The organism is Sphingopyxis sp. GW821-FHT12C06 (assembly GCF_058807415.1).
Genome location: NZ_JBXAQR010000002.1, coordinates 257,600 through 277,326, shown reverse-complemented (window position 1 = coordinate 277,326; position 19,727 = coordinate 257,600). Strand labels below are relative to the sequence as shown.

19 protein-coding genes are annotated in these 19,727 nt (G+C 62.7%); 1 reads left to right on the top strand and 18 read right to left on the bottom strand.

All coding sequences use genetic code 11. The features are described from left to right. Positions 1–8: 8 nt before the first annotated feature. Both AC1RRJ_RS06705 and AC1RRJ_RS06700 read right to left on the bottom strand, forming a co-directional pair. Positions 9–1,295 carry a tetratricopeptide repeat protein gene (locus tag AC1RRJ_RS06705; RefSeq protein ID WP_493120979.1) on the bottom strand — a complete coding sequence of 429 codons (1,287 nt, stop codon included), beginning with the start codon at positions 1,293–1,295 and terminating at the stop codon, positions 9–11. A gap of 165 nt (positions 1,296–1,460) precedes the next feature. Beyond that, positions 1,461–1,757, bottom strand: a complete 297-nt coding sequence (locus AC1RRJ_RS06700) for an Hpt domain-containing protein (protein WP_493120978.1) — start codon at positions 1,755–1,757, stop codon at positions 1,461–1,463. 68 nt (positions 1,758–1,825) lie between these two features. Here AC1RRJ_RS06700 and AC1RRJ_RS06695 point away from each other — a divergent pair, with 68 nt between their 5' ends. Continuing rightward, on the top strand, positions 1,826–4,192 hold the full coding sequence (locus tag AC1RRJ_RS06695) for a coiled-coil domain-containing protein (RefSeq protein WP_493120977.1): 2,367 nt from the start codon (positions 1,826–1,828) through the stop codon (positions 4,190–4,192). 53 nt (positions 4,193–4,245) lie between these two features. Here the strand turns inward: AC1RRJ_RS06695 and AC1RRJ_RS06690 are convergent, their stop codons facing one another. From AC1RRJ_RS06690 to AC1RRJ_RS06615, 16 genes are read right to left on the bottom strand one after another with little or no spacing between them, the layout of a single operon-like run. Then, a complete protein-coding gene (locus tag AC1RRJ_RS06690) occupies positions 4,246–4,506 on the bottom strand; it encodes a DUF1467 family protein (RefSeq protein WP_493120976.1) in 261 nt (86 codons plus the stop codon). 11 nt (positions 4,507–4,517) lie between these two features. After that, complete coding sequence (locus AC1RRJ_RS06685; RefSeq protein ID WP_493120975.1) at positions 4,518–6,152, bottom strand: ribonuclease J; 1,635 nt, start codon at positions 6,150–6,152, stop codon at positions 4,518–4,520. Beyond that, positions 6,149–6,934, bottom strand: coding sequence for a type III pantothenate kinase (locus AC1RRJ_RS06680; protein ID WP_493120974.1), 786 nt, complete (start codon positions 6,932–6,934; stop codon positions 6,149–6,151). Before AC1RRJ_RS06680 ends, AC1RRJ_RS06685 begins: the two co-directional genes overlap by 4 nt. 2 nt (positions 6,935–6,936) lie before the next feature. Beyond that, a complete protein-coding gene (locus AC1RRJ_RS06675; protein WP_493120973.1) occupies positions 6,937–7,740 on the bottom strand; it encodes a biotin--[acetyl-CoA-carboxylase] ligase in 804 nt (267 codons plus the stop codon). Beyond that, positions 7,662–9,092 (bottom strand): NADH-quinone oxidoreductase subunit NuoN, encoded by a 1,431-nt coding sequence (nuoN, locus tag AC1RRJ_RS06670; RefSeq protein WP_493120972.1) that lies wholly within the window; start codon positions 9,090–9,092, stop codon positions 7,662–7,664. The genes AC1RRJ_RS06675 and nuoN overlap by 79 nt, the downstream gene beginning before the upstream one ends. Then, positions 9,089–10,606 (bottom strand): NADH-quinone oxidoreductase subunit M, encoded by a 1,518-nt coding sequence (locus AC1RRJ_RS06665; RefSeq protein ID WP_493120971.1) that lies wholly within the window; start codon positions 10,604–10,606, stop codon positions 9,089–9,091. Before AC1RRJ_RS06665 ends, nuoN begins: the two co-directional genes overlap by 4 nt. Before the next feature lie 26 nt (positions 10,607–10,632). After that, positions 10,633–12,684: an NADH-quinone oxidoreductase subunit L gene (gene nuoL / locus AC1RRJ_RS06660; protein ID WP_493120970.1), complete on the bottom strand. Its 2,052-nt coding sequence runs from the start codon at positions 12,682–12,684 to the stop codon at positions 10,633–10,635. 4 nt (positions 12,685–12,688) lie between these two features. Continuing rightward, positions 12,689–12,994 (bottom strand): NADH-quinone oxidoreductase subunit NuoK, encoded by a 306-nt coding sequence (nuoK, locus tag AC1RRJ_RS06655; protein ID WP_088470721.1) that lies wholly within the window; start codon positions 12,992–12,994, stop codon positions 12,689–12,691. Continuing rightward, the gene (locus AC1RRJ_RS06650) at positions 12,991–13,602 is read right to left on the bottom strand and encodes an NADH-quinone oxidoreductase subunit J (protein ID WP_088470722.1); all 612 of its coding nucleotides are present in this window, start codon (positions 13,600–13,602) and stop codon (positions 12,991–12,993) included. The genes nuoK and AC1RRJ_RS06650 overlap by 4 nt, the downstream gene beginning before the upstream one ends. 12 nt (positions 13,603–13,614) lie before the next feature. Beyond that, the gene (gene nuoI / locus AC1RRJ_RS06645; protein WP_493120969.1) at positions 13,615–14,103 is read right to left on the bottom strand and encodes an NADH-quinone oxidoreductase subunit NuoI; all 489 of its coding nucleotides are present in this window, start codon (positions 14,101–14,103) and stop codon (positions 13,615–13,617) included. Then, the gene (locus AC1RRJ_RS06640) at positions 14,100–14,582 is read right to left on the bottom strand and encodes a hypothetical protein (protein WP_493120968.1); all 483 of its coding nucleotides are present in this window, start codon (positions 14,580–14,582) and stop codon (positions 14,100–14,102) included. Before AC1RRJ_RS06640 ends, nuoI begins: the two co-directional genes overlap by 4 nt. Then, a complete protein-coding gene (gene nuoH / locus AC1RRJ_RS06635; RefSeq protein ID WP_493120967.1) occupies positions 14,579–15,622 on the bottom strand; it encodes an NADH-quinone oxidoreductase subunit NuoH in 1,044 nt (347 codons plus the stop codon). Before nuoH ends, AC1RRJ_RS06640 begins: the two co-directional genes overlap by 4 nt. Then, positions 15,619–15,756 (bottom strand): hypothetical protein, encoded by a 138-nt coding sequence (locus AC1RRJ_RS06630; RefSeq protein ID WP_493120966.1) that lies wholly within the window; start codon positions 15,754–15,756, stop codon positions 15,619–15,621. The genes nuoH and AC1RRJ_RS06630 overlap by 4 nt, the downstream gene beginning before the upstream one ends. Then, on the bottom strand, positions 15,753–17,765 hold the full coding sequence (gene nuoG / locus AC1RRJ_RS06625) for an NADH-quinone oxidoreductase subunit NuoG (protein WP_493120965.1): 2,013 nt from the start codon (positions 17,763–17,765) through the stop codon (positions 15,753–15,755). The genes AC1RRJ_RS06630 and nuoG overlap by 4 nt, the downstream gene beginning before the upstream one ends. Beyond that, complete coding sequence (gene nuoF / locus AC1RRJ_RS06620) at positions 17,765–19,054, bottom strand: NADH-quinone oxidoreductase subunit NuoF (RefSeq protein WP_493120964.1); 1,290 nt, start codon at positions 19,052–19,054, stop codon at positions 17,765–17,767. The genes nuoG and nuoF overlap by 1 nt, the downstream gene beginning before the upstream one ends. A 3-nt stretch (positions 19,055–19,057) precedes the next feature. Then, entirely contained in the window at positions 19,058–19,726 is a 669-nt protein-coding gene (locus AC1RRJ_RS06615; RefSeq protein WP_493120963.1) for a complex I 24 kDa subunit family protein, read from the bottom strand. Position 19,727 lies beyond the last annotated feature (1 nt).

The window sequence follows — 19,727 nt, the reverse complement described above, 5'->3', positions numbered from 1 at the left end:
AAGTGGGCTCAGCCGCCCGTTGCCGGTGCGGCCGCCGGAGCGCCCTTGGTCTTGACGTGGATCGTCCACAGCTGGGCGAGCCGCTGTCGGGGCCCCTGTACCTTGGCAAAACTGGCGAGCGCCGCGTCATTCTGGCCCGCGAGCGCCTGGGCGACGCCAAGGCGATACAGGACCAGCGGGTCGGACCCGCCGCTCGCTTTCAGCGCCGCTTCATAGAGCGGGATGGCCTTCGCCGCCTGACCATTGCCAACCAAAGCATCGGCAGTGGCACGCGCTGCCTTCGGATTGCTGAGAGTTGCAGGCTTGCCGGCGTCGGCGGTCACCGCAGCGGCATCGCTTGCCGCGCGGGGTTCCTGCGAGCTCAGGATACCGGTAAAATGGGTATCGCTCTTCGGGATAACGCCTTTGGCCTGCCCCTGCTTCACGACAGCAACCACTTCGCTCGGATAGCCGGCATCGATCGCAAGCGCTGCATATTCGGCATATTCAGGCCGGTCGGTCATGGAGTCGGTGGCGCGCATCAGGCGCAGAACGTCGAGGTTGAGATCCTTGTCGCCGCCTGCCTGCTGCAACATGATATAGAGCAGATTCCGCCACGTTGCGGGGGCCGGGTAATCCTGAACACGCATCGTCAGCGCGTCGATCATGTCATTCGTCCGCTTGGCCTTCTGGAAAGCCTGCGCCGGGCGGACGAACAATTCTTCCGACGGACGCTTGCCCGCTGCACGATCGGCCTCGATCGCAGCCTTGGCGATCGCCCAGCCCTGATCGACCTGTCCGGCGTTGAGATAGCTGTCCATCAACATGGCCGACAGGCCCGCCTCGGTGGAACCGGCAGTGCGCGCCGCCTCCAGCCGCTGGATCGCCTTTGCATAATTTTTGGCGCCATAGGCAAAATTGCCCGAGAAGAAGTTATAGACGGCCACGCTTTCCGGCGGCGTAAGTCCGGAATCGATCATGGCGTCGAGACCCTGCGCCTGCAGCGTCTGGTCCTTGTTCAAAATGCCGAGCTGCAACTGATAATTGGCGAGCAGATATTTGTCTTCCGGAGTCGTGGCCGTCGACTGGCCTTCGGTCAGCGCCGCCTGCAACGCAGCGGCGTCTTTCGCCGCCGTCGCGTCCATCATCTTCTTGACCGCAGGCGAGAACTCCTTGCTGGCGCTCATTCCGCCCTTTTTGGTCTCTTGCTTCTTCGGCTTTTCTTTTGCGGCGGCGGGGGTTGCGGGCGCCATCAGCGCGAGGCCGAGCACAGCGGCCATCGCCGTCGCGGGCATCAGGCGGAAACGGTTGAACATCGAAAACTCTCCTTTGTATCGGCCGCCTCGCCTGAACGCAGTTACGGGTTCGGCCGCGGTTCCTAAACGCGGCTAAACGCGTCGCGTTGCCATGGCAAGACAGCGGTTGTTGATATTTCCCTGTTACCGAGCGGCTGAACGGCAATTGAACCCGTATCGGCGGGTTCAGGCGATGGCATCGATCGCCGCGTTGATCTGGCGAAGCACGGCGGGATCGCCCGGTGCGCCCGCCATCGCCTCTTCGGCAAGTTCGATCAGCGATATGATGCCAAAGGTGGCAGCGAGCCCCTTCAGACGCAGCGCAGCAACGTTCCAGTTGGCGTCGCAGCGGGCTCGGCGCATCAGGTCGGCAAGATCGCGTGCGCTCGCTGCAAATACGGCACGCAAATCCATCGCCATCGCCGGATCGTCCCCGATCGCGGCGGCCAAATACCGGTCAAGGGGCCCGCTATCGAACGACATTCCACAGGATTGACATTGTGCAGTTAAGTTTCCGTTTCGCGCAAAGCATTTGATGCTAGAATGGCACGATGACCGGAGAAAAGAAAATCGTCGGATTGTGGCGGGAATCCGCGGCAAGCCAGGAAGCCGACATGCAGGCGCCGGCGGAGGCCGCGGCGCCCGAATCCGTGTCGGCACCCGACGCCCCCGCACCTGCCGATCGCGACTGGCTCGACATGTCGGCCCTCGCCGAAACCGACGCCGCGGACGCATCCGAAGAGACAGCGGCGCCATCGCAATGGCGCGATCGCACCGCACCCGCGCTGCTGCTGATGCTCGGTATAGGCTGGACCGGTTTTGCGCTGGCGGCCTCGACCGGAAATTTCGCGCGGAGTCCTGCATTTTCCGAATGGCCCGGGCTGCTCGCGGTCATCGCGATGCCGCTGACGTTGCTCACGGTGCTGTGGATGGCTTTGTTGCGCTCGAGTCGCTCCGAGCAGGCGCGGTTCGCCCGTGTCGCAAAGGCCCTGCGCAACGAGAATATGGCGCTCAACCAGTCGATGCATTCGCTGGGTCTCCACTTGGTCGATGCCCAACGCCAGCTTGGCGAACAGGCAAGGCTCATCCAGAATATGGGGCTCGATACCGTCGCGCGGCTCAACGAAAGCAGCGACAAGCTTGCCGGCAACGCCTCGGTCATTGCCAATGCCCATGACCAGCTCGCGCGATCGGGCGATGTGGCGTTGCAACGGATGGACGGCCTGCTCGCCGGATTGCCGCGCATTGACGATGTCGCGCAGCGGCTGGCGGTCAATTTCCGCGAAGCCGGGCTCGTTGCGCATCAGCAGGGCGCGAATCTCGAAGCCAAGCTGGCATCGCTCGCCGAGGAAGCCGCAAAGACGGCAGAGACCGGCGAAGCATCGGCGGCGAGCCTGCACGAAGCCATGTATGCCCTTGAGGAACAAGCCAAGCTGGCCGAAACCGGGCTGCTCACCGCATCGGCACAGGTTACCGGCGCGCATGGCGCGGCGCTGGCACAGATGACGAAGCTCGCCGCTTCGGCACGCGACGATATGAACGCGACGGTCGCGACGCTGACCGGACAGATGGGCACGACCTGGCAGCAGTTCCGCGAAGGCGTGGACGACGCCGCCACGTTAATGGACGCCCGTCTGGCCACCGCGCGCGAAGCCGGCGATGCGATGAGCGCCCAGCTCGCGGCGCATGGCGACGCCAGCGAGGCGCTGGCATCGCGCATCGCGGCGCATGTCAAGCAGGTCGAACAGCAGCTCGAAGTTCTCGACGTCAGCGTTTCGGCAAGCACCGGCGTGATCGGCCGCGCGATCGAAGATACCAGGACGCAGCTCACCGCCTTCACGGGCGAGGTCCAGAGCGGAAATGCATCGGCGCATCAGCTGATCACTCATGCCGAATCGCTGTTGCTTGCGCTTGATGCCGTGACCCGCGAGATCGACGAAACCCTGCCACATGCGCTCGATCGCATCACCGCGCACGGTACGACGACGCAGACCGCATTGTCGCAACTGCGTCCGCTGCTCGACGCATCCGAACTGGTCGCGCAATCGACGCTGTCGCACGTCAATGCGGTACACGCGACGCTTCAGACGAACGAAGCGCAGATGAGCGATCAGGCCACCAGCCAGCAAGCACTGGTCGAACGGATCAACGCGTCACTGGCCAACGCCGATGATGCACTGGCAAAGCTGCGCAGCGGAGCTGACGACTTCTCCGACCAGAGTGGCGCCCGGATGATCGCGACGCTGGACGAGGTTCGCTCGACCGCAGAGGCGGCCGCCGACGAGGCGCGCCAGACGCTCGACCGGCTCGTCACCGGCGCGCGCGACACGATGGAAGCAACTGCAAGAGAAGCTGTCGATGCCGCGTTCAAGACCGAAATCATGGCGCAGCTCACCGCGATCGAGGAGGCCTCGCAGCGTGCGGTCGCCGCCGCGAATGCCGCCGCCGACCGGCTGATGCGCCAGCTGATCACGGTGATGGACACGAGCGCGAGCGTCGAGGCACGCGTCGCCGAGGCCGAACAGGCGATCGCGGCGTCCGACCGCGATTCACTGGCGAAACAGGTCGGCCTGCTGACCGAAGCGCTGAAATCGACCGCGATCGATGTCACCAAGATCCTGTCGCGCGAAGTCAGCGATGCCGCCTGGGATGCCTATCTGAAGGGCGACCGCGGCATTTTTGCCCGGCGTGCGGTCAAGCTGATCGAAAATGGCGAGGCGAAGGAAGTCCTGCGCCTGTACCAAGGCGACGAGGGTTTCCACGCCGCGGTCAACCAGTTCATTCATGATTTCGAAGCGATGCTGCGCGTGCTGATCGGCGCGCGCGACGGGTCTGCGATCAGCGTCACCTTGCTGTCGTCGGATATCGGCAAGCTGTATGTCGCGCTGGCGCAGGCGATCGACCGCCTGCGGGGATAGTCAACTCCCTCGTTGCGACCCGGCTTTCCCCGGGGTCGCAACGAGGAGTAGCTTTACGTCCGTCCGCTGAACACGTCTGGATCGGCCCAGCCATTCGTGAAGGCGATATAATAGACCACAAAAAGGCCTGTCGCGACGATCGTGATCTGGAGCAGGACGCGCCCCGGACGAAAGATTGCGGGCGCGCCCGCATCCTGTCCGCTCACCATCGGCTGATTGTCATCGCTCGCGCGGCGGCCGTGAAAAGGCAGCACGAGAAACGCGCTGAGCGCCCAGAAGAGCAGATAGATGGCGAACGCCGAAGTCACATTCATTGCGTCTGTCCTCAGATATCGACGAGCATCACGTCGACAATGGGTTTCTTGCCCGTCCAGTCGGTCGCGACGCGGCGCACCGCCAGCCGGACTGCCTCGCGCAGCCGGTCGCGCTCCTTCGCCGGCGCGGTTGCGGCCTTCTGCACCGCTTCGCGCATTTCGTCGATGAAGGCTTCGCGCTCATCCTCGACCGGAACGCCGCGGTAGCTGACCGAGCTTTCGACGAAGCGCTTCTTGGAGAAGATCGCGGCAACCGCAATATGGCCGTGCAGCGCGATCTTGCGGCGTTCGTTGATCGTCTCGCCATCGGCCGGCATGATCACGTCGCCGTCGAGGATCAGGCGACCCGAGCGGACGCGCTCGATGATCTTCACCGGGCCGGGCGACAGGCGGCACAGATCGCCATTTTCCTGCACCAGCATGCCGGGTACGCCCCGTTCGAGCGCGAAGCGCGCCTGTTCGTGCATGTGGCGGATCTCGCCATGCACCGGCAGCACCAGCTTCGGACGCAGCCAGCCATAGAGCGCCGCCAGTTCGGGTTGGCCCGGATGGCCGCTGACATGAATATGCGCCTGTTTCTCGGTCACGGTCAGCACGTCCTTGGCGGCGAGCTGGTTCATGATCCGTCCGATCGCGACCTCGTTGCCGGGGATCTGCTTCGAAGAGAAGATCACCGTGTCGCCGGCCTGAAGCTTGATCTGGTGCCCGTCGGACGCCATGCGACCGAGTGCCGCGCGGGTTTCACCCTGCCCGCCTGTCGCGATAACCATCAACTTGTCGCGCGGCAGCCGCATCGCGTCGTCGAAATCGACCGTCGGCGGGAAATCCTTCAAATAGCCAGCCGAGCGCGCGACGCCGAGGATGCGGTCGAGCGAACGCCCCGCGACGCACAGCGTACGCCCGGTTTCGACCGCGACCCGGCCCAGCGTTGCCAGTCGCGCGGCGTTGGAGGCGAAGGTGGTGACGATGACGCGCCCGCGCGCCTCGCCCACCGCTTTCAGCAGACCGTCGTGGAGGTCGCCCTCGCTGCCCGACGCTTCGGCGTTGAACGCGTTGGTCGAATCGCAGACGAGAACGTCGACGCCCTCATCACCGATCGCGGTCAGCGCCGCAGCGCTCGACGGGGTGCCGAGCACCGGATCGGCGTCGAGTTTCCAGTCGCCCGTGTGGAACACGCGGCCATAAGGGGTGTCGATCACCGCCGCGCTCATCTCGAGGATCGAGTGGGCGAGCGGCATTAGGCGGATGCCGAACGGACCAAGCTGGAACTGCGCGTCGATGTCGACGGTGTGGATCTTGACCTCTTTCTCCAGCCCTTCTTCGGCGAGCTTGTGCGCGATCAGCCCCGCAGTGAAGCGGTTGGCGTAAAGCGGTACTCCGAGGTCGGCTGCAAGATAGGGCAAGGCCCCGATGTGATCCTCATGCCCGTGGGTCAGGATGATACCGAGCAGATCCTTCTTGCGATCCTCAATGAATTCGAGGTCGGGCATGATGATGTCGATGCCGGGATAATCATGGGTGCCAAAGGTCACACCGAGGTCGAGCATGATCCATTTGCCGTCGCAGCCATAAAGATTGGCGTTCATCCCGATCTCGCCCGATCCGCCGAGCGCGAGGAAAAGAAGTTCTTTGCCGGGAACGGTCATACTGCGGCCCCCCGCTGTGCGTAGAGGTGCATCAATCCGTTCAGCGTCAGATCGGGTTCGATCCGGTCGAACAAATGCGCCTGTTCCTGGAACAGGGTCGCCAGGCCACCCGTCGCAATGACGGTGAGCGGCTTGCCGATCTCGGCCTTCAAACGGCCAATCAGCCCTTCCATCATCGATACATAACCCCAATAGACGCCAATGAGCATCTGACTCTCGGTAGTGCGACCGATAACGCTATTCGTGGCAGGCGCTTCAATTGCGATGCGCGGCAGCTTGGCCGCGGCAGCAACGAGCGCCTCGAGTGACAAATTGACCCCGGGCGCGATGATCCCGCCCATATAGGCGCCGTCGGGGCCGATATGGTCGAGCGTCGTCGCGGTGCCGAAACTGATGACAAGCTTGTCGGTTCCCGGCGCGGCAGCCTGCGCCGAGATCGCGTTGACCGCGCGGTCAGCGCCGACCGACTGCGGCTCGTCGACCTTGAGCGCGATCCCCCAGGTCACTGGCGCGCGCCCGGCGACAAGCGCGTCGACGCCAAAATATTTGACCGACAGCAGCTGGAGGTTGTGCAGTGCGCGCGGCACGACGGTCGAGATGATCACCGCATCGACATCGCCGCGCTCATAACCCTCGATCCGCAGCAACTGGTCGAGCCAGACCGCATATTCGTCGGCGGTGCGGCGGTCGTCGGTTGCAATGCGCCAGCGGGCAAGCATCTCTGCGCCCTCGAACAGTGCGAATTTGGCGTTGGTGTTTCCGACATCGATCGCGAGAAGCATCGTCAATTCCTTCCCGACACGGGTCGTTGCAATTCGACATCACCCGCATGGATCAACATGACCTCTCCGCCCGCGCGGCGCAAGCGCAGCGCCCCGTCGGGCGCGAGGCCATCGAATGTGCCGTCGATACCCTGTTCGGACACGCGCAGCGGAGTCCCGATCGGGTGTGCCTGCGTGGTCCACGTTGCGACGATACGATCAATTCCCGCGTTCCGCCACGTCCACAGCGCATCGGTCAGCGCAATGGCCAGCACTTCGGCAAAGCGGTCGCGGTCGATCGTCACGCCCTTGTCGGCGAAGCAGACAGTCGGACGATCGGGCAGTTCGGGTGACGACACCAGATTGACGCCCATGCCGATGACGATGCTGTCGCCGACCCGCTCGAGCAGGATGCCGGTGCATTTGACGCCTTCGATCAGCAGATCGTTCGGCCATTTGAGCTTTGCATCGACGTCGGGGGCCAATGTGGCGACCGCCTTCGCCAGCGCGACACCGGCGACGAGCGATAGCCCCGCCGGCGACGGATCGCCCGCGGTCAGATGAACCACTGTCGATCCCATGAAATTGCCGAGCCCGTCGCCCCATGCGCGGCCTAGACGGCCGCGCCCGGCGGTCTGGCGGTCGGCGACCAGCCAATGCCCTTCCCCGACATGCTCTCCGCCTGCCAGCCGCGCCAGCAGGTCGGCGTTGGTCGAACCTGTCTGCGCGATCCGCTCTATCGGCGGGATCAGAAGAGCACCGACGCGGCGCTGGCCGAAATCACCGCCAGCACAGGGATGAACAAATAGCCGATGACCGACAGCCACATCGCGCTCGCGCCGACGATGGCGCCCTCGACGGCATTGCCGCCGCCGGTGACTTCGACGTCCGACCGGTCATCGAAGTACATCGTTTTGATGATCGCGATATAATAGAAAGCACCGATCACCGAGGCGACGATACCTGCGACCGCCAGCGGGACGAGGTTCGCATTCACCGCTGCCTCGAACACCAGATACTTCGGCCAGAAACCGAAGAGCGGGGGGATGCCTGCGAGGCTGAGCAGGAACACCGCCATCGCCGCGGCAAGCCCGGGACGATATTCGGACAGCCCCGCAAGCGCCGGTATGCTTTCGATCTGGTTGCCCTGAGCATCGCGCAATTGCAGCACGACGAGGAACGAACCGATCGTCGTCACGACATAGACGAGCAAATAGGTCAGCACCGCCTGCACGCCCGCCTGCGTTCCCGCAGCAAGGCCGATGAGGATGAAGCCGACATTGTTGATCGACGAATAGGCAAGCAGGCGCTTGATATTCTTCTGTCCGATCGCGCCGACCGCGCCGAGAATGATCGATGCGAGCGCAAGGAAGATGACGATCTGTTGCCACGCGCCGATCGCAGGGCCCATCGCCTCGATCACGACGCGGGTCATCAGCGCCATGGCAGCAACCTTGGGCGCGCTGGCGAAGAAGGTTGTCACCGGGGTCGGCGCTCCTTCATAAACGTCGGGCGTCCACATATGGAACGGCACGGCGCTGACCTTGAAGCCGAGGCCCGCAAGCACGAAGACGATGCCAAAGATCAGCCCGATGTTGAGCTCGCCACCCATCGCTTTTGCGATACCGGCAAAAGCGGTTGTGCCCGAAAAGCCGTAGAGCAGCGAAATGCCGTAAAGCAGCATGCCCGATGCGAGCGCGCCGAGGATGAAATACTTAAGGCCCGCTTCGCTCGACCGCTCGTCGTTGCGCATGAAGCTGGCGAGGACATAGGCGGCAAGGCTGTTGAGCTCGAGCCCGACATAAAGCGTCATCAGGTCGCGCGAGGACGCCATGATGCCCATGCCCAGCGTCGCGAACAGGATCAGCGCCGGATATTCGGCGCGCATCCCGCTGGCAAAGAAGCGCGGGGCGATCAGGATTGACACGAAGCTCGCAGCATAGATGAGCAACTTGGTGAAACCGCCGAAGTTGTCGACCGACAGCGTGCCCGAAAAGACCGAGGTTTCGACCCCGAACAGCGCGACGACGGCAGCCGCAGCGGCGGCCAGCGTCAGCAAGGCGCTGAGCTGATAGATACCGACCTGACGGTCACCCATGAAGGTGCCAAGCATCAGCGTGACAAGCCCGCCGATCGTCAGGATCAGTTCTGGCCAGATGAGCATGAGATCGGCGGTCATTGGACGCCTCCCGCATGATGCGCTTCGCCGTGAGGGGCTTCCGCAGCCTTGGGTTTGCCAGCGGCCAGATGCGCGTCACCCGCAGGCTTCGCAGGCGCGAGGCGCGCGACGACCGTGGTCACATCACCGCGCATCGGCGCGAGGAAGCTTTCGGGATAGACACCCATCCACAGCGCCACGGCGGCCAGCGGCGCCAGGATCGCCCATTCGCGGGGGTTGAGATCGGGCATCGCCTTCACATCGTCCTTGGTCAGTTCGCCGAATATGATCCGGCGGTAGAGATAGAGCATATAGGCGGCCCCCAGGATGATCCCGGTGGTGCAGACGAAGGCAACCCAGCTCGAGGCTTCGTAAATGCCCGCGAGGCTCAGGAATTCGCCAACGAAACCGCTGGTGCCTGGCAAGCCGATCGACGCCATGGTGAACAGCATGAAAAACAGCGCATAGGCAGGCATGTTCACCGCAAGTCCGCCGTAACGGTCAATCTCGCGCGTGTGGAGCCGGTCATAGATGACGCCGACGCAGAAGAAGAGCGCAGCCGAGACGACACCATGGCTGAGCATGATGATCAGCGCGCCTTCGATGCCCTGCTGGTTGAAGGCGAACAGGCCAGCGGTGACGATCGCCATGTGGGCGACCGACGAGTAAGCGATCAGCTTCTTCATGTCGCTCTGCACCAGCGCGACGAGGCTCGTATAGACCACCGCGATCATCGAAAGGCCAAAGACAACCCACATCAACTGCGCCGACGCGTCGGGGAACATCGGCATCATGAAGCGGATGAAGCCGTATGCGCCAAGCTTGAGCAACACGCCCGCGAGGATCATCGAGCCTGCAGTCGGCGCCTGCACGTGCGCGTCGGGAAGCCAGGTGTGGACGGGCCACATCGGCATCTTGACCGCAAGGCTGGCGAAGAAGGCAAGCCACAGCCACGTCTGCATCTGAACCGGGAAATCATAGTTCAGCAGCGTCGGAATATCGGTCGTGCCTGCTTCTGCGATCATCGCAATGATCGCGATCAGCATCAGAACCGATCCGAGCAGCGTGTAGAGGAAGAATTTGAACGCCGCATATTTGCGGTTCGCACCGCCCCAGATGCCGATGATGAAATACATCGGGATCAGGCCGGCTTCGAAGAAGATGTAAAAGAGCAGCAAATCCTGCGCCATGAAGACGCCGATCATGACGACTTCCACGATCAGGAACATCGCCATGTAGAGGCCGACGCGCTTCTTGATCGATTCCCAGCTGGCGAGGATGCACAGCGGCATCAGAAAGACGCTGAGCATGATCAGCATGAGCGCCATGCCGTCGATGCCGAGCGCCCACTGGAAGCGGCCGAACAGGTCGATACGCTCGACAAACTGCCACTGTGCGCCTCCGATGTCGAACTGCGCCCACAGGGCAATGCCCAGTGCAAGGTCGATCAATGTCGCGCCGAGTGCGACCCAGCGCGCCGACTTGTCGCCGACGAACAGGCAGGCGATGGCGGCGGCCGCGGGGACCGCCAGCATCAGCGAAAGGATTCCCACCCCGCCGCTCACAGGAAATTCACCATGGCCCAGCTGGCGAGCCCGACAAGACCCAGCAGCATCACGAACGCATATCCATAAACATAACCCGATTGCAGCCGCACCGCGAGCCGCGTTCCGCCCTGGACGAGCGCCGCGGCGCCGTCTGGGCCGAAGCGGTCGATCGTCTGTTCATCGCCGCGCTTCCAGAAGAAGCGGCCGATCGCGAACGCCGGCTTGACGAAAATGATGTTGTACAGCTCGTCAAAATACCATTTGTTGAACAGGAATTTGTGGAGCAGTCCGAATTGCGCGACGAAACGCGCCGGCAGCGTGGTGTTGCGAATATAGCTGTTCCACGCGAGGAAAAGGCCGATCGCCATCACCGTGAACGGCGTCCATTTAACCCACAAAGGCACTTCGTGCGCGGCGTGCATCAGATGTTCGTCGAACGCCAGCATGCTGCCCTTCCAGAACGCCATCCCCTCTTCGGGATAGATGAACTGGTGGTGGAAGGCGATGCCTGCAAACACAGCGCCGACCGACAACAGGACCAACGGGATCAGCATGCTGATCGGGCTTTCGTGCGGGTGATAGCCCGCCGTGCCGTCGCTGTGCGCGTCGTGATGATGGTGATCACCGTGCGCAGCATGGGCATGATCGTCATGGCCGTGGCCGTGATCGTCATGAACCGCGTGCTGGATATGCTCGCTCTGTTCCCAGCGCGCTTTGCCATAGAAGGTCAGGAATACGAGGCGCCACGAATAGAAGCTGGTGAGGAAGGCGACGAAAATGCCGACCCAGAAAGCCGCTACCCCGCCGCCGCCGCTTGCAAAAGCGGCCTCGAGGATGCCATCCTTCGAATAGAATCCCGCAAAGCCTGCAACGCCGGCGATACCGACGCCGGTGATCGCCAGCGTACCAAGCATCATCGCCCAGAAGGTGATCGGGATCTGCTTCCGCAGATTGCCGTAATAACGCATGTCCTGTTCGTGGTGCATAGCATGGATGACCGAACCGGCACCAAGGAACAGCAATGCCTTGAAGAAAGCGTGCGTGAACAGGTGGAACATTGCCGCGCCATAAGCACCCGCGCCCGCAGCGAAGAACATGTAACCTAGCTGCGAACAGGTCGAATAAGCGATAACGCGCTTGATGTCCCACTGCGTCGTCGCGACGGTCGCGGCGAAGAGGCAGGTTGCAGCACCAACGAACATCACGACGCCCTGCGCGACGTCCGAGGTTTCGAACATCGGCGACAGACGGCAAACCATGAACACGCCCGCAGTAACCATCGTCGCGGCGTGGATCAGCGCCGACACGGGGGTCGGGCCTTCCATCGCGTCGGGAAGCCAGGTGTGCAGGCCAAGCTGCGCCGACTTGCCCATCGCGCCGATGAACAGCAGCAGGCAGAGGATCGTCATCGTGTCGAGACGCATGCCAAGGAAGCTGATCGTCGAACCCGCCATGCCCGGTGCGGCAGCCAGAATCTCGGGGATCGAGACGGTGCCGAACACGAGGAACGTGCCGAAGATGCCGAGCATGAAGCCCAGATCGCCGACGCGGTTGACGACGAACGCCTTGATCGCGGCGGCATTGGCGCTGGGCTTTTTATACCAGAAGCCGATGAGCAGATAGGATGCGAGGCCGACGCCTTCCCAGCCGAAGAACATCTGGACCAGATTGTTCGCGGTCACGAGCATCAGCATCGCGAAGGTGAAGAGCGAGAGATAAGCGAAGAAACGCGGCTGGTCCGGGTCTTCCTCCATATAGCCCCAGCTATACAGATGGACGAGCGCCGAGACGGTCGTGATGACGACGAGCATCACCGCGGTCAGCGTGTCGACGCGCAATTCCCAGTTGAACTGGAGCGCGCCCGACGACACCCAATGGAGCACCGGGGTCACCGTCGCTTCGCCGCTGCCCGTCACGAACGACAGGAAAATTGGCCAGCTCAGGGCGCAGCTGGTGAACAGCGCGCCCGTCGTGATGAGTTTCGACGCAAAGGGGCCGATGGCACGTTGGCCAAGCCCTGCGACAAGTGCCGCGAGCAGCGGCAGGAAAACGATCGCCTGAATCACCGGCTTATCCCTTCATCCGGTTGGCATCGTCGACGGCAATCGTGCCGCGGCCGCGGAAGTAAATGACGATGATGGCGAGCCCGATCGCCGCTTCACCAGCGGCCACCGTCAGCACGAACATCGAGAAGACCTGCCCGACAAGATCGCCGAGCGCGGCGCTGAACGCGACAAGGTTGATGTTCACCGCCAGCAGGATGAGTTCGATCGCCATCAGAATGACGATGATATTCTTGCGGTTGATGAAGATGCCCAGCACGCCCAGCGTGAACAGCACCGCCGAAACGGCGAGATAATGGCCGACCGAAATCACAATTCCATCCCCTGCCCGACGCCCGGATCGACCAGCCGCGTCGCATCCTGCGGGCGGCGGCGATTCTGCGCCGAGATATTCTGGGTGCGCGCCCCGCCGCGTTGGCGATGCGTCAGCACGATCGCGCCGATCATCGCGACGAGAAGGACGATACCCGCCGCCTCGAACAGGAAGATATAGCGCGTATAAAGAAGCTCACCGACCTGCTCGATATTGCTCTTGTCGGTCACCACCGGAGCGGCACGCGACGCAAGGTCGATCCCGCCCGCGCTCCACGCGCCCAGCGCAAAGATCAGCTCCGCCACCAAGATGATCGCGACGAGCGCGCCCAGCGGCAGATAGCGGACGAAACCGGCGCGCAGTTCGGCGAAATCGATGTTGAGCATCATCACGACGAACAGGAATAACACCGCGACCGCGCCGACATAGACGATGATCAGAAGCATCGCGATGAACTCGGCCCCCGCGAGGAGCATCAGCCCCGCCGCGTTGAAGAAGGCGAGGATCAACCACATGACGCTGTGGACCGGGTTGCGCGCGAAGATAACCATCGCGGCCGACGCGATCACAAGCGTCGCGAAGAGATAAAAGGCAGCTAGCTGAATCATATGCGCCGCCCCCTAGCGGTAGGGCGCGTCGGCGGCAAGATTCGCCGCGATCGCGCGTTCCCATTTGTCGCCATTGGCGAGCAGTTTAGCCTTGTCATAAAGCAGTTCTTCGCGCGTTTCGGTCGCGAATTCGAAATTCGGCCCCTCGACCACCGCATCGACCGGGCATGCTTCCTGGCAAAAGCCGCAATAGATGCACTTGGTCATGTCGATGTCGTAGCGCGTCGTGCGGCGCGAGCCGTCATCGCGCGGTTCGGCCTCGATCGTGATCGCCTGCGCCGGGCACACCGCTTCGCACAGCTTGCACGCGATGCAGCGTTCCTCGCCGTTCGGATAGCGACGCAGCGCATGCTCGCCGCGGAAACGCGGTGACAGCGGGTTCTTTTCGAAGGGATAGTTGATCGTCGCCTTCGGCTTGAAGAAATATTGCAGCGTGAGGGCGTGTGCCTTCACAAACTCCCACAAGGTGAAGCTTTTGACGAGATGGGCGATGGTGCTCATTGGTCGTTCGATTCTTTTTCGATGGGCTTCTGATCGACAGAGCTATGCTTGCAGAGGCCGATCGCGGAGAATTTGTCAGAAAAACCGCCATAAACGGCCACGGAAACGTCCCCGTTTCCAATCTTCCTTGCTTCGATATGCAGTCCTTGACGGAATTCGCCGTTTTCGATCCAGCCAAGGCTCTGCTGCCCTTCGCCCCGATCGATGCCCGCCCGATCCTGATATTGTTCAGGATAGTTCCCGGCGAGGTTCTTCGGATCCTCGGTGACCTCAATCCGGCGCGGTGTCCAGCCCTGCAATCCGTCCCGAGACAATATCCCCCGCCCACCTGTTACCCGAAAGGCAAAGGGATAAACTTGGCCTTCCATGTCGTGCAGACGACAAGTGAAGGACTCCAACGGACGCGCCAGCAGCAGGTTCGCTACGGGCGGGCCCCCGTTAGCGGCAACAGCCGCTGCAAGAACAGCCAGCGTACTCACCCGTACCTCGTCAGCATCAGATAGCCGGAGATCAGGAAGATCCAGAAAAGCGAAATCGGCAGGAAAACCTTCCAGCCCAGCCGCATCAGCTGGTCATAGCGATAGCGCGGGACGGTTGCCTTGACCCAGCTGAAGACGAAGAAGAAGAACAGGATCTTTGCGAACAGCCAGACGACGCCCGGAACCGCATAGAGCGGCGCCCAGTCGATCGGGGGCAGCCAGCCGCCCCAGAAGAGCACCGCGTTGAGCGTGCACATCAGCAGGACGTTGGCATATTCGCCGAGCCAGAAGAGCGCGAAGGCCATCGACGAATATTCGGTCTGATAGCCCGCGACGAGTTCGCTTTCCGCTTCGGTCAGATCGAACGGCGCGCGCGCGGTTTCGGCGAGCGACGAGATCAGGAACATCACCGCGAGCGGGAAGAGCAGCAGGTTGAAGCCGAAGGCGTTGACGATGCCGAGCCCGTGGCCCTGCTGCGCCTTGACAATCTCGTTCATGTTGAAGCTGTCGGCGAAGAGCACGACACCGACGAGAATGAACCCGATCGAGACTTCGTAGCTGATCATCTGCGCCGAAGCGCGCATCGCCGAGAAGAAGGGGTACTTGGAGTTCGACGCCCAGCCCGACAGGATCACGCCGTACACGCCCAGCGACGAAATCGCGAGGATGTAGAGCAGCCCGACGTTGATATCGGCGAGCACCGCGCCCGAATTGAACGGGATCACCGCCCATGCGAGCAATGCCACGGTGAAGGTGATGATCGGCGCGATCAGGAACAGGCCCCTGTTGGCGCCGCTCGGAATGATCGTTTCCTGAAGGAAGACTTTCAGGCCGTCGGCGAAGCTCTGCAGCAGGCCGAAGGGACCGACGACGTTCGGACCACGGCGCAGCGCGATCGCCGCCCAGATCTTGCGGTCGGCATAGATGATCATCGCCACGCTGAGCATCAGCGGCAGCGCGATCAGCAAGATGCCCGCAACGGTCGCAACGCCCCACGCCCATTCATAGGGCATGCCAAGGCTTTGGAAAAATTCGGTCATTTCCCTGCCCCGTCCTGGTTCCGCCAGCCATTATGCGGGCCGGGCTTCTCCGATTTGCGCGGGTTAAACCCGCGCCAGACGGCATAGCCCATGCCCGAAAGCAGGATGGTGGCGATGGCATGTACCGGGGTCATTCTGCGGCCTCCGCATAGTCGGCGCCATGGAGGATTTCCTCCGAGCAGCGGTTCATCGTCGGCGACGCGCGGCAGATGGCGTTGGTGAGGTAGAAATCCTTGATCGGCGACGGAATTTCGCGCGCCTCGGGTTTGGCGGGAAGCTTCGGCGGCGCCCAGCCATAATCGGCGAGCCCTTCGACGCCGAGCGCCGGCACCGCGGCAACCATCGCCGCGCGGCACGCGTCGAAGCTGTCGAAGCCGACCGCCACGCCCAGCGTATCGGCGAGCGCCCGGAAAATGCTCCAATCCTCGCGTGCGTCACCCGGTGCGAACACCGCCTTGTCGCTGCGCTGGACGCGGCCTTCGGTGTTGACCGTCGTGAAGTCCTTTTCGGTCCATGCCGCTGCCGGCAGGATGACATCGGCGGCATGCGCGCCTTTGTCGCCATGATGGCCGACATAGACTTTCAGCGTGTCGGCGAAGTTCGTGAAGTCGACTTCGTCGGCGCCAAGGAAGAAGGCGAGCTTCGGCTTGGCCGCAACCACATCCTTGATCCCGCCGGGCAGCCCGTAACCGAGCATCAGCGAACCCATGCGCGCGGCCGAGAAATGCACGACGTTAAAACCGTTCCAGCCGTCCTTGATCGCGCCGACCGACTTCGCGAGGTCGAGCGCTGCGCCATGAACGCCGGGCACCGACAGCGCGCCGCCGCCGAAGATCAGCATCGGCCGCTCGGCGCTCTTGAGCGCATCGAGCGCGGCCTTGGGCAGCTTGGCGACCAGCGAAGCGTCGTTGCCCAGCCATTCGACCTTATAGGTCAGGTCGGTTTCAGCACCGATGCCGAACACTTTTGCGCCCTTCTTCCACGCCGCCTTGCGGACGCGCGTGTTGATGAGCGGTGCTTCCCAGCGCAGATTCGTGCCGACGAGCAGGATCACATCGGCATTTTCCGCCTCGGCGATCGTCGTGTTGAAATTGACCGCCGCCAGGCTGGTGACGTCATAGTCGAGCCCGGTTTGACGACCTTCGAGCAGGTTGCCGCCGAGCGCGTTGACCAGCGCCTTGGCGGCGAACATCGTTTCGCAATCGGCCATGTCGCCCGCGATCGCGGCGACCGAAGCTCCGGCGTTCGCAGCCTTGATCGCTTCGAACGCTTCGGCCCATGTTGCGGGCTGGAGCGCGCCGTCCTTGCGGACATAGGGCTGGTCGAGGCGGCGGCGGATCAGGCCGTCGACATGGTGGCGCGTCTTGTCGCTCGCCCATTCCTCGTTCACGTCGTCGTTGACCCGCGGCAGCACGCGCAGGACCTGACGGCCGCGCGCATCGATGCGGACGTTGGTGCCGACGGCATCCATCATGTCGATGCCGAGCGTCTTGGTGAGTTCCCACGGCCGCGCTTCGAAAGCATAGGGCTTCGACGTCAGCGCGCCGACGGGGCACAGATCGATGACATTGCCCGACAACTCGCTCGCAACCGCGCGCTCGAGGTAGGACGTGATCTGCATATTCTCGCCGCGACCGATCGCGCCGATGTCTTCGACGCCCGCAACTTCCTCCGCAAAGCGGACACAGCGCGTGCACTGGATGCAGCGGGTCATCACCGTCTTGACGATGGGGCCCATATATTTCTCGGTGACGGCGCGCTTATTCTCGTCATAGCGCGTCGCGCCGCGACCATAGGCGACCGACTGGTCCTGCAAATCGCATTCGCCGCCCTGATCGCAGATCGGGCAGTCGAGCGGGTGATTGATGAGCAGAAACTCCATCACCCCTTCGCGGGCCTTCTTCACCATCGGGCTGTCGGTCTTGATCACCTGCCCCTCGGCGGTCGGCAGCGCGCACGAAGCCTGCGGCTTCGGCGGTCCCGGCGACACTTCGACGAGGCACATACGGCAATTGCCGGCGATGCTCAGGCGCTCATGATAGCAAAAACGCGGAATTTCTTTCCCCGCCAGCTCGCACGCCTGCAGAACGGTTGCGCCCTGCGGAACTTCGAGTTCTACGCCATCTACGGTAACTTTAGGCATTATTCGGCTGCCTCCAGAGCGCCGCCATTCTCGCGAATGCGGCGTTCGATCTCGGGACGGAAATGCTTGATCAGACCCTGGATCGGCCACGCCGCCGCGTCGCCGAGCGCGCAGATGGTGTGGCCTTCGACCTGCTTGGTGACGTCAAACAACGTGTCGATTTCGCTGATGTCGGCGTCGCCGGTGCGCAGCCGTTCCATCACGCGCCACATCCAGCCTGTGCCTTCGCGGCACGGGGTGCACTGACCGCAGCTTTCATGCTTGTAGAAATAGCTGATCCGGCTGATCGCCTGAACAACGTCGGTGGATTTATCCATGACGATCGCGGCGGCAGTGCCGAGACCTGATCCAACGGCTTTGAGGCCGTCGAAATCCATCGGACAATCCATGATTTCGGCTGCCGGAACCAGCGGAACCGATGAACCGCCGGGGATCACCGCGAGCAAATTATCCCAGCCGCCACGAATGCCGCCGCAATGCTTGTCGATCAGTTCGCGGAAGGTGATGCTCATCTCTTCCTCGACGACGCACGGCGTGTTCACATGGCCGCTGATTTGGAAGAGTTTGGTGCCCTTGTTATTTTCCCGCCCGAAACCGGAGAACCAGGTCGCGCCGCGCCGCAGGATCGTCGGAACGACCGCGATGCTCTCGACATTGTTCACCGTCGTCGGGCAGCCATAAAGGCCTGCGCCCGCCGGGAACGGAGGCTTCAGGCGCGGCTGGCCTTTTTTGCCTTCGAGGCTTTCGATCATCGCGGTTTCTTCGCCGCAGATATAGGCGCCGGCGCCGCGGTGGACGAAGACGTCGAAATCATAGCCCGATTTCGCGGCATTCTTGCCGAGCAGGCCGGCGTCATACGCCTCCTGCACCGCGGCGAAGAGCGTCTCGGCCTCGCGGATGAACTCGCCGCGAATATAGATGTACGCCGCACGCGCGCGCATCGCAAAACCCGCGATCAGCGCGCCTTCGATCAGCTTGTGCGGATCGTGTCGGATGATCTCGCGGTCCTTGCACGAACCGGGTTCGGATTCGTCGGCGTTGATGACGAGGAAGCTCGGGCGATCGGCGCGCGGCTCCTTCGGCATGAACGACCATTTCAGGCCGGTGGGAAAGCCCGCGCCGCCGCGGCCGCGCAGACCCGACGCCTTGATCTCTTCGATGATCGCGTCCTGGCCGCGCTGGATCAGCGCCTTGGTATTGTCCCAGTCACCACGCGCCTGCGCAGATTTCAGATTCCACGGCTGATAGCCATAGAGGTTGGTGAAGATGCGGTCCTTATCGGCGAGCATCGCTTACCACTCCTTCCGATAGTCGTGGTTGGCCGACACCATATCCTTGAGCGACGTCGGGCCGCCTTCGGGATCGCTCGTCAGGCGCTTCGGATTCTGCGTGCCGGTCTTGGGCTGTTCGCCCGCCGCCAGCGCTTCGAGGATGCGCGTCATGCTGTCATAATCAAGATCTTCGAAATTATCGTCGTTGATCTGGACCATCGGCGCGTTGGTGCAGGTGCCCATGCACTCGACCTCGGTCAGCGTGAACAGCCCGTCGGGCGTCGTCTTGCCCTTGGTCATGCCGCGGTTCTTGCACGCCGCCATGACATCGTCCGACCCGCGCAGCAGGCACGGCGTCGTGCCGCACACCTGCACATGATAACGGCCGACCGGCACGAGGTTGTACATCGTATAGAAGGTCACGACCTCATAGGCGCGCATGTACGGCATATCGAGCTGCGCCGCGACATATTCGATCACCGGCACAGGCAACCAACCCTGTGTCTGCGTTTCGGCACCGACCTGGCGCTGCGCGAGGTCGAGCAGCGGCATCACCGCCGAGCGCTGACGCCCTGCGGGATAGCGCGCGATGATCGCCTTTGCCTTTTCGGCATTTTCCGCCGTCCATGCAAAAGCGCCCCAGCGCGCGCGGACTTCGGTTTCGTCGGGGATTTGGGGTGCGTCAGCCATT

Coding starts and splice junctions, on each gene's coding strand:
- AC1RRJ_RS06705 (WP_493120979.1), bottom strand. CDS start 1,295: ATGTTCAACCGTTTCCGCCTGATGCCCGCGACGGCGATGGCCGCTGTG.
- AC1RRJ_RS06700 (WP_493120978.1), bottom strand. CDS start 1,757: ATGTCGTTCGATAGCGGGCCCCTTGACCGGTATTTGGCCGCCGCGATC.
- AC1RRJ_RS06695 (WP_493120977.1), top strand. CDS start 1,826: ATGACCGGAGAAAAGAAAATCGTCGGATTGTGGCGGGAATCCGCGGCA.
- AC1RRJ_RS06690 (WP_493120976.1), bottom strand. CDS start 4,506: ATGAATGTGACTTCGGCGTTCGCCATCTATCTGCTCTTCTGGGCGCTC.
- AC1RRJ_RS06685 (WP_493120975.1), bottom strand. CDS start 6,152: ATGACCGTTCCCGGCAAAGAACTTCTTTTCCTCGCGCTCGGCGGATCG.
- AC1RRJ_RS06680 (WP_493120974.1), bottom strand. CDS start 6,934: ATGCTTCTCGCGATCGATGTCGGAAACACCAACGCCAAATTCGCACTG.
- nuoN (WP_493120972.1), bottom strand. CDS start 9,092: ATGACCGCCGATCTCATGCTCATCTGGCCAGAACTGATCCTGACGATC.
- AC1RRJ_RS06665 (WP_493120971.1), bottom strand. CDS start 10,606: ATGCTGGCGGTCCCCGCGGCCGCCGCCATCGCCTGCCTGTTCGTCGGC.
- AC1RRJ_RS06650 (WP_088470722.1), bottom strand. CDS start 13,602: ATGATTCAGCTAGCTGCCTTTTATCTCTTCGCGACGCTTGTGATCGCG.
- nuoI (WP_493120969.1), bottom strand. CDS start 14,103: ATGAGCACCATCGCCCATCTCGTCAAAAGCTTCACCTTGTGGGAGTTT.
- nuoH (WP_493120967.1), bottom strand. CDS start 15,622: ATGACCGAATTTTTCCAAAGCCTTGGCATGCCCTATGAATGGGCGTGG.
- AC1RRJ_RS06630 (WP_493120966.1), bottom strand. CDS start 15,756: ATGACCCCGGTACATGCCATCGCCACCATCCTGCTTTCGGGCATGGGC.
- nuoG (WP_493120965.1), bottom strand. CDS start 17,765: ATGCCTAAAGTTACCGTAGATGGCGTAGAACTCGAAGTTCCGCAGGGC.
- nuoF (WP_493120964.1), bottom strand. CDS start 19,054: ATGCTCGCCGATAAGGACCGCATCTTCACCAACCTCTATGGCTATCAG.
- AC1RRJ_RS06615 (WP_493120963.1), bottom strand. CDS start 19,726: ATGGCTGACGCACCCCAAATCCCCGACGAAACCGAAGTCCGCGCGCGC.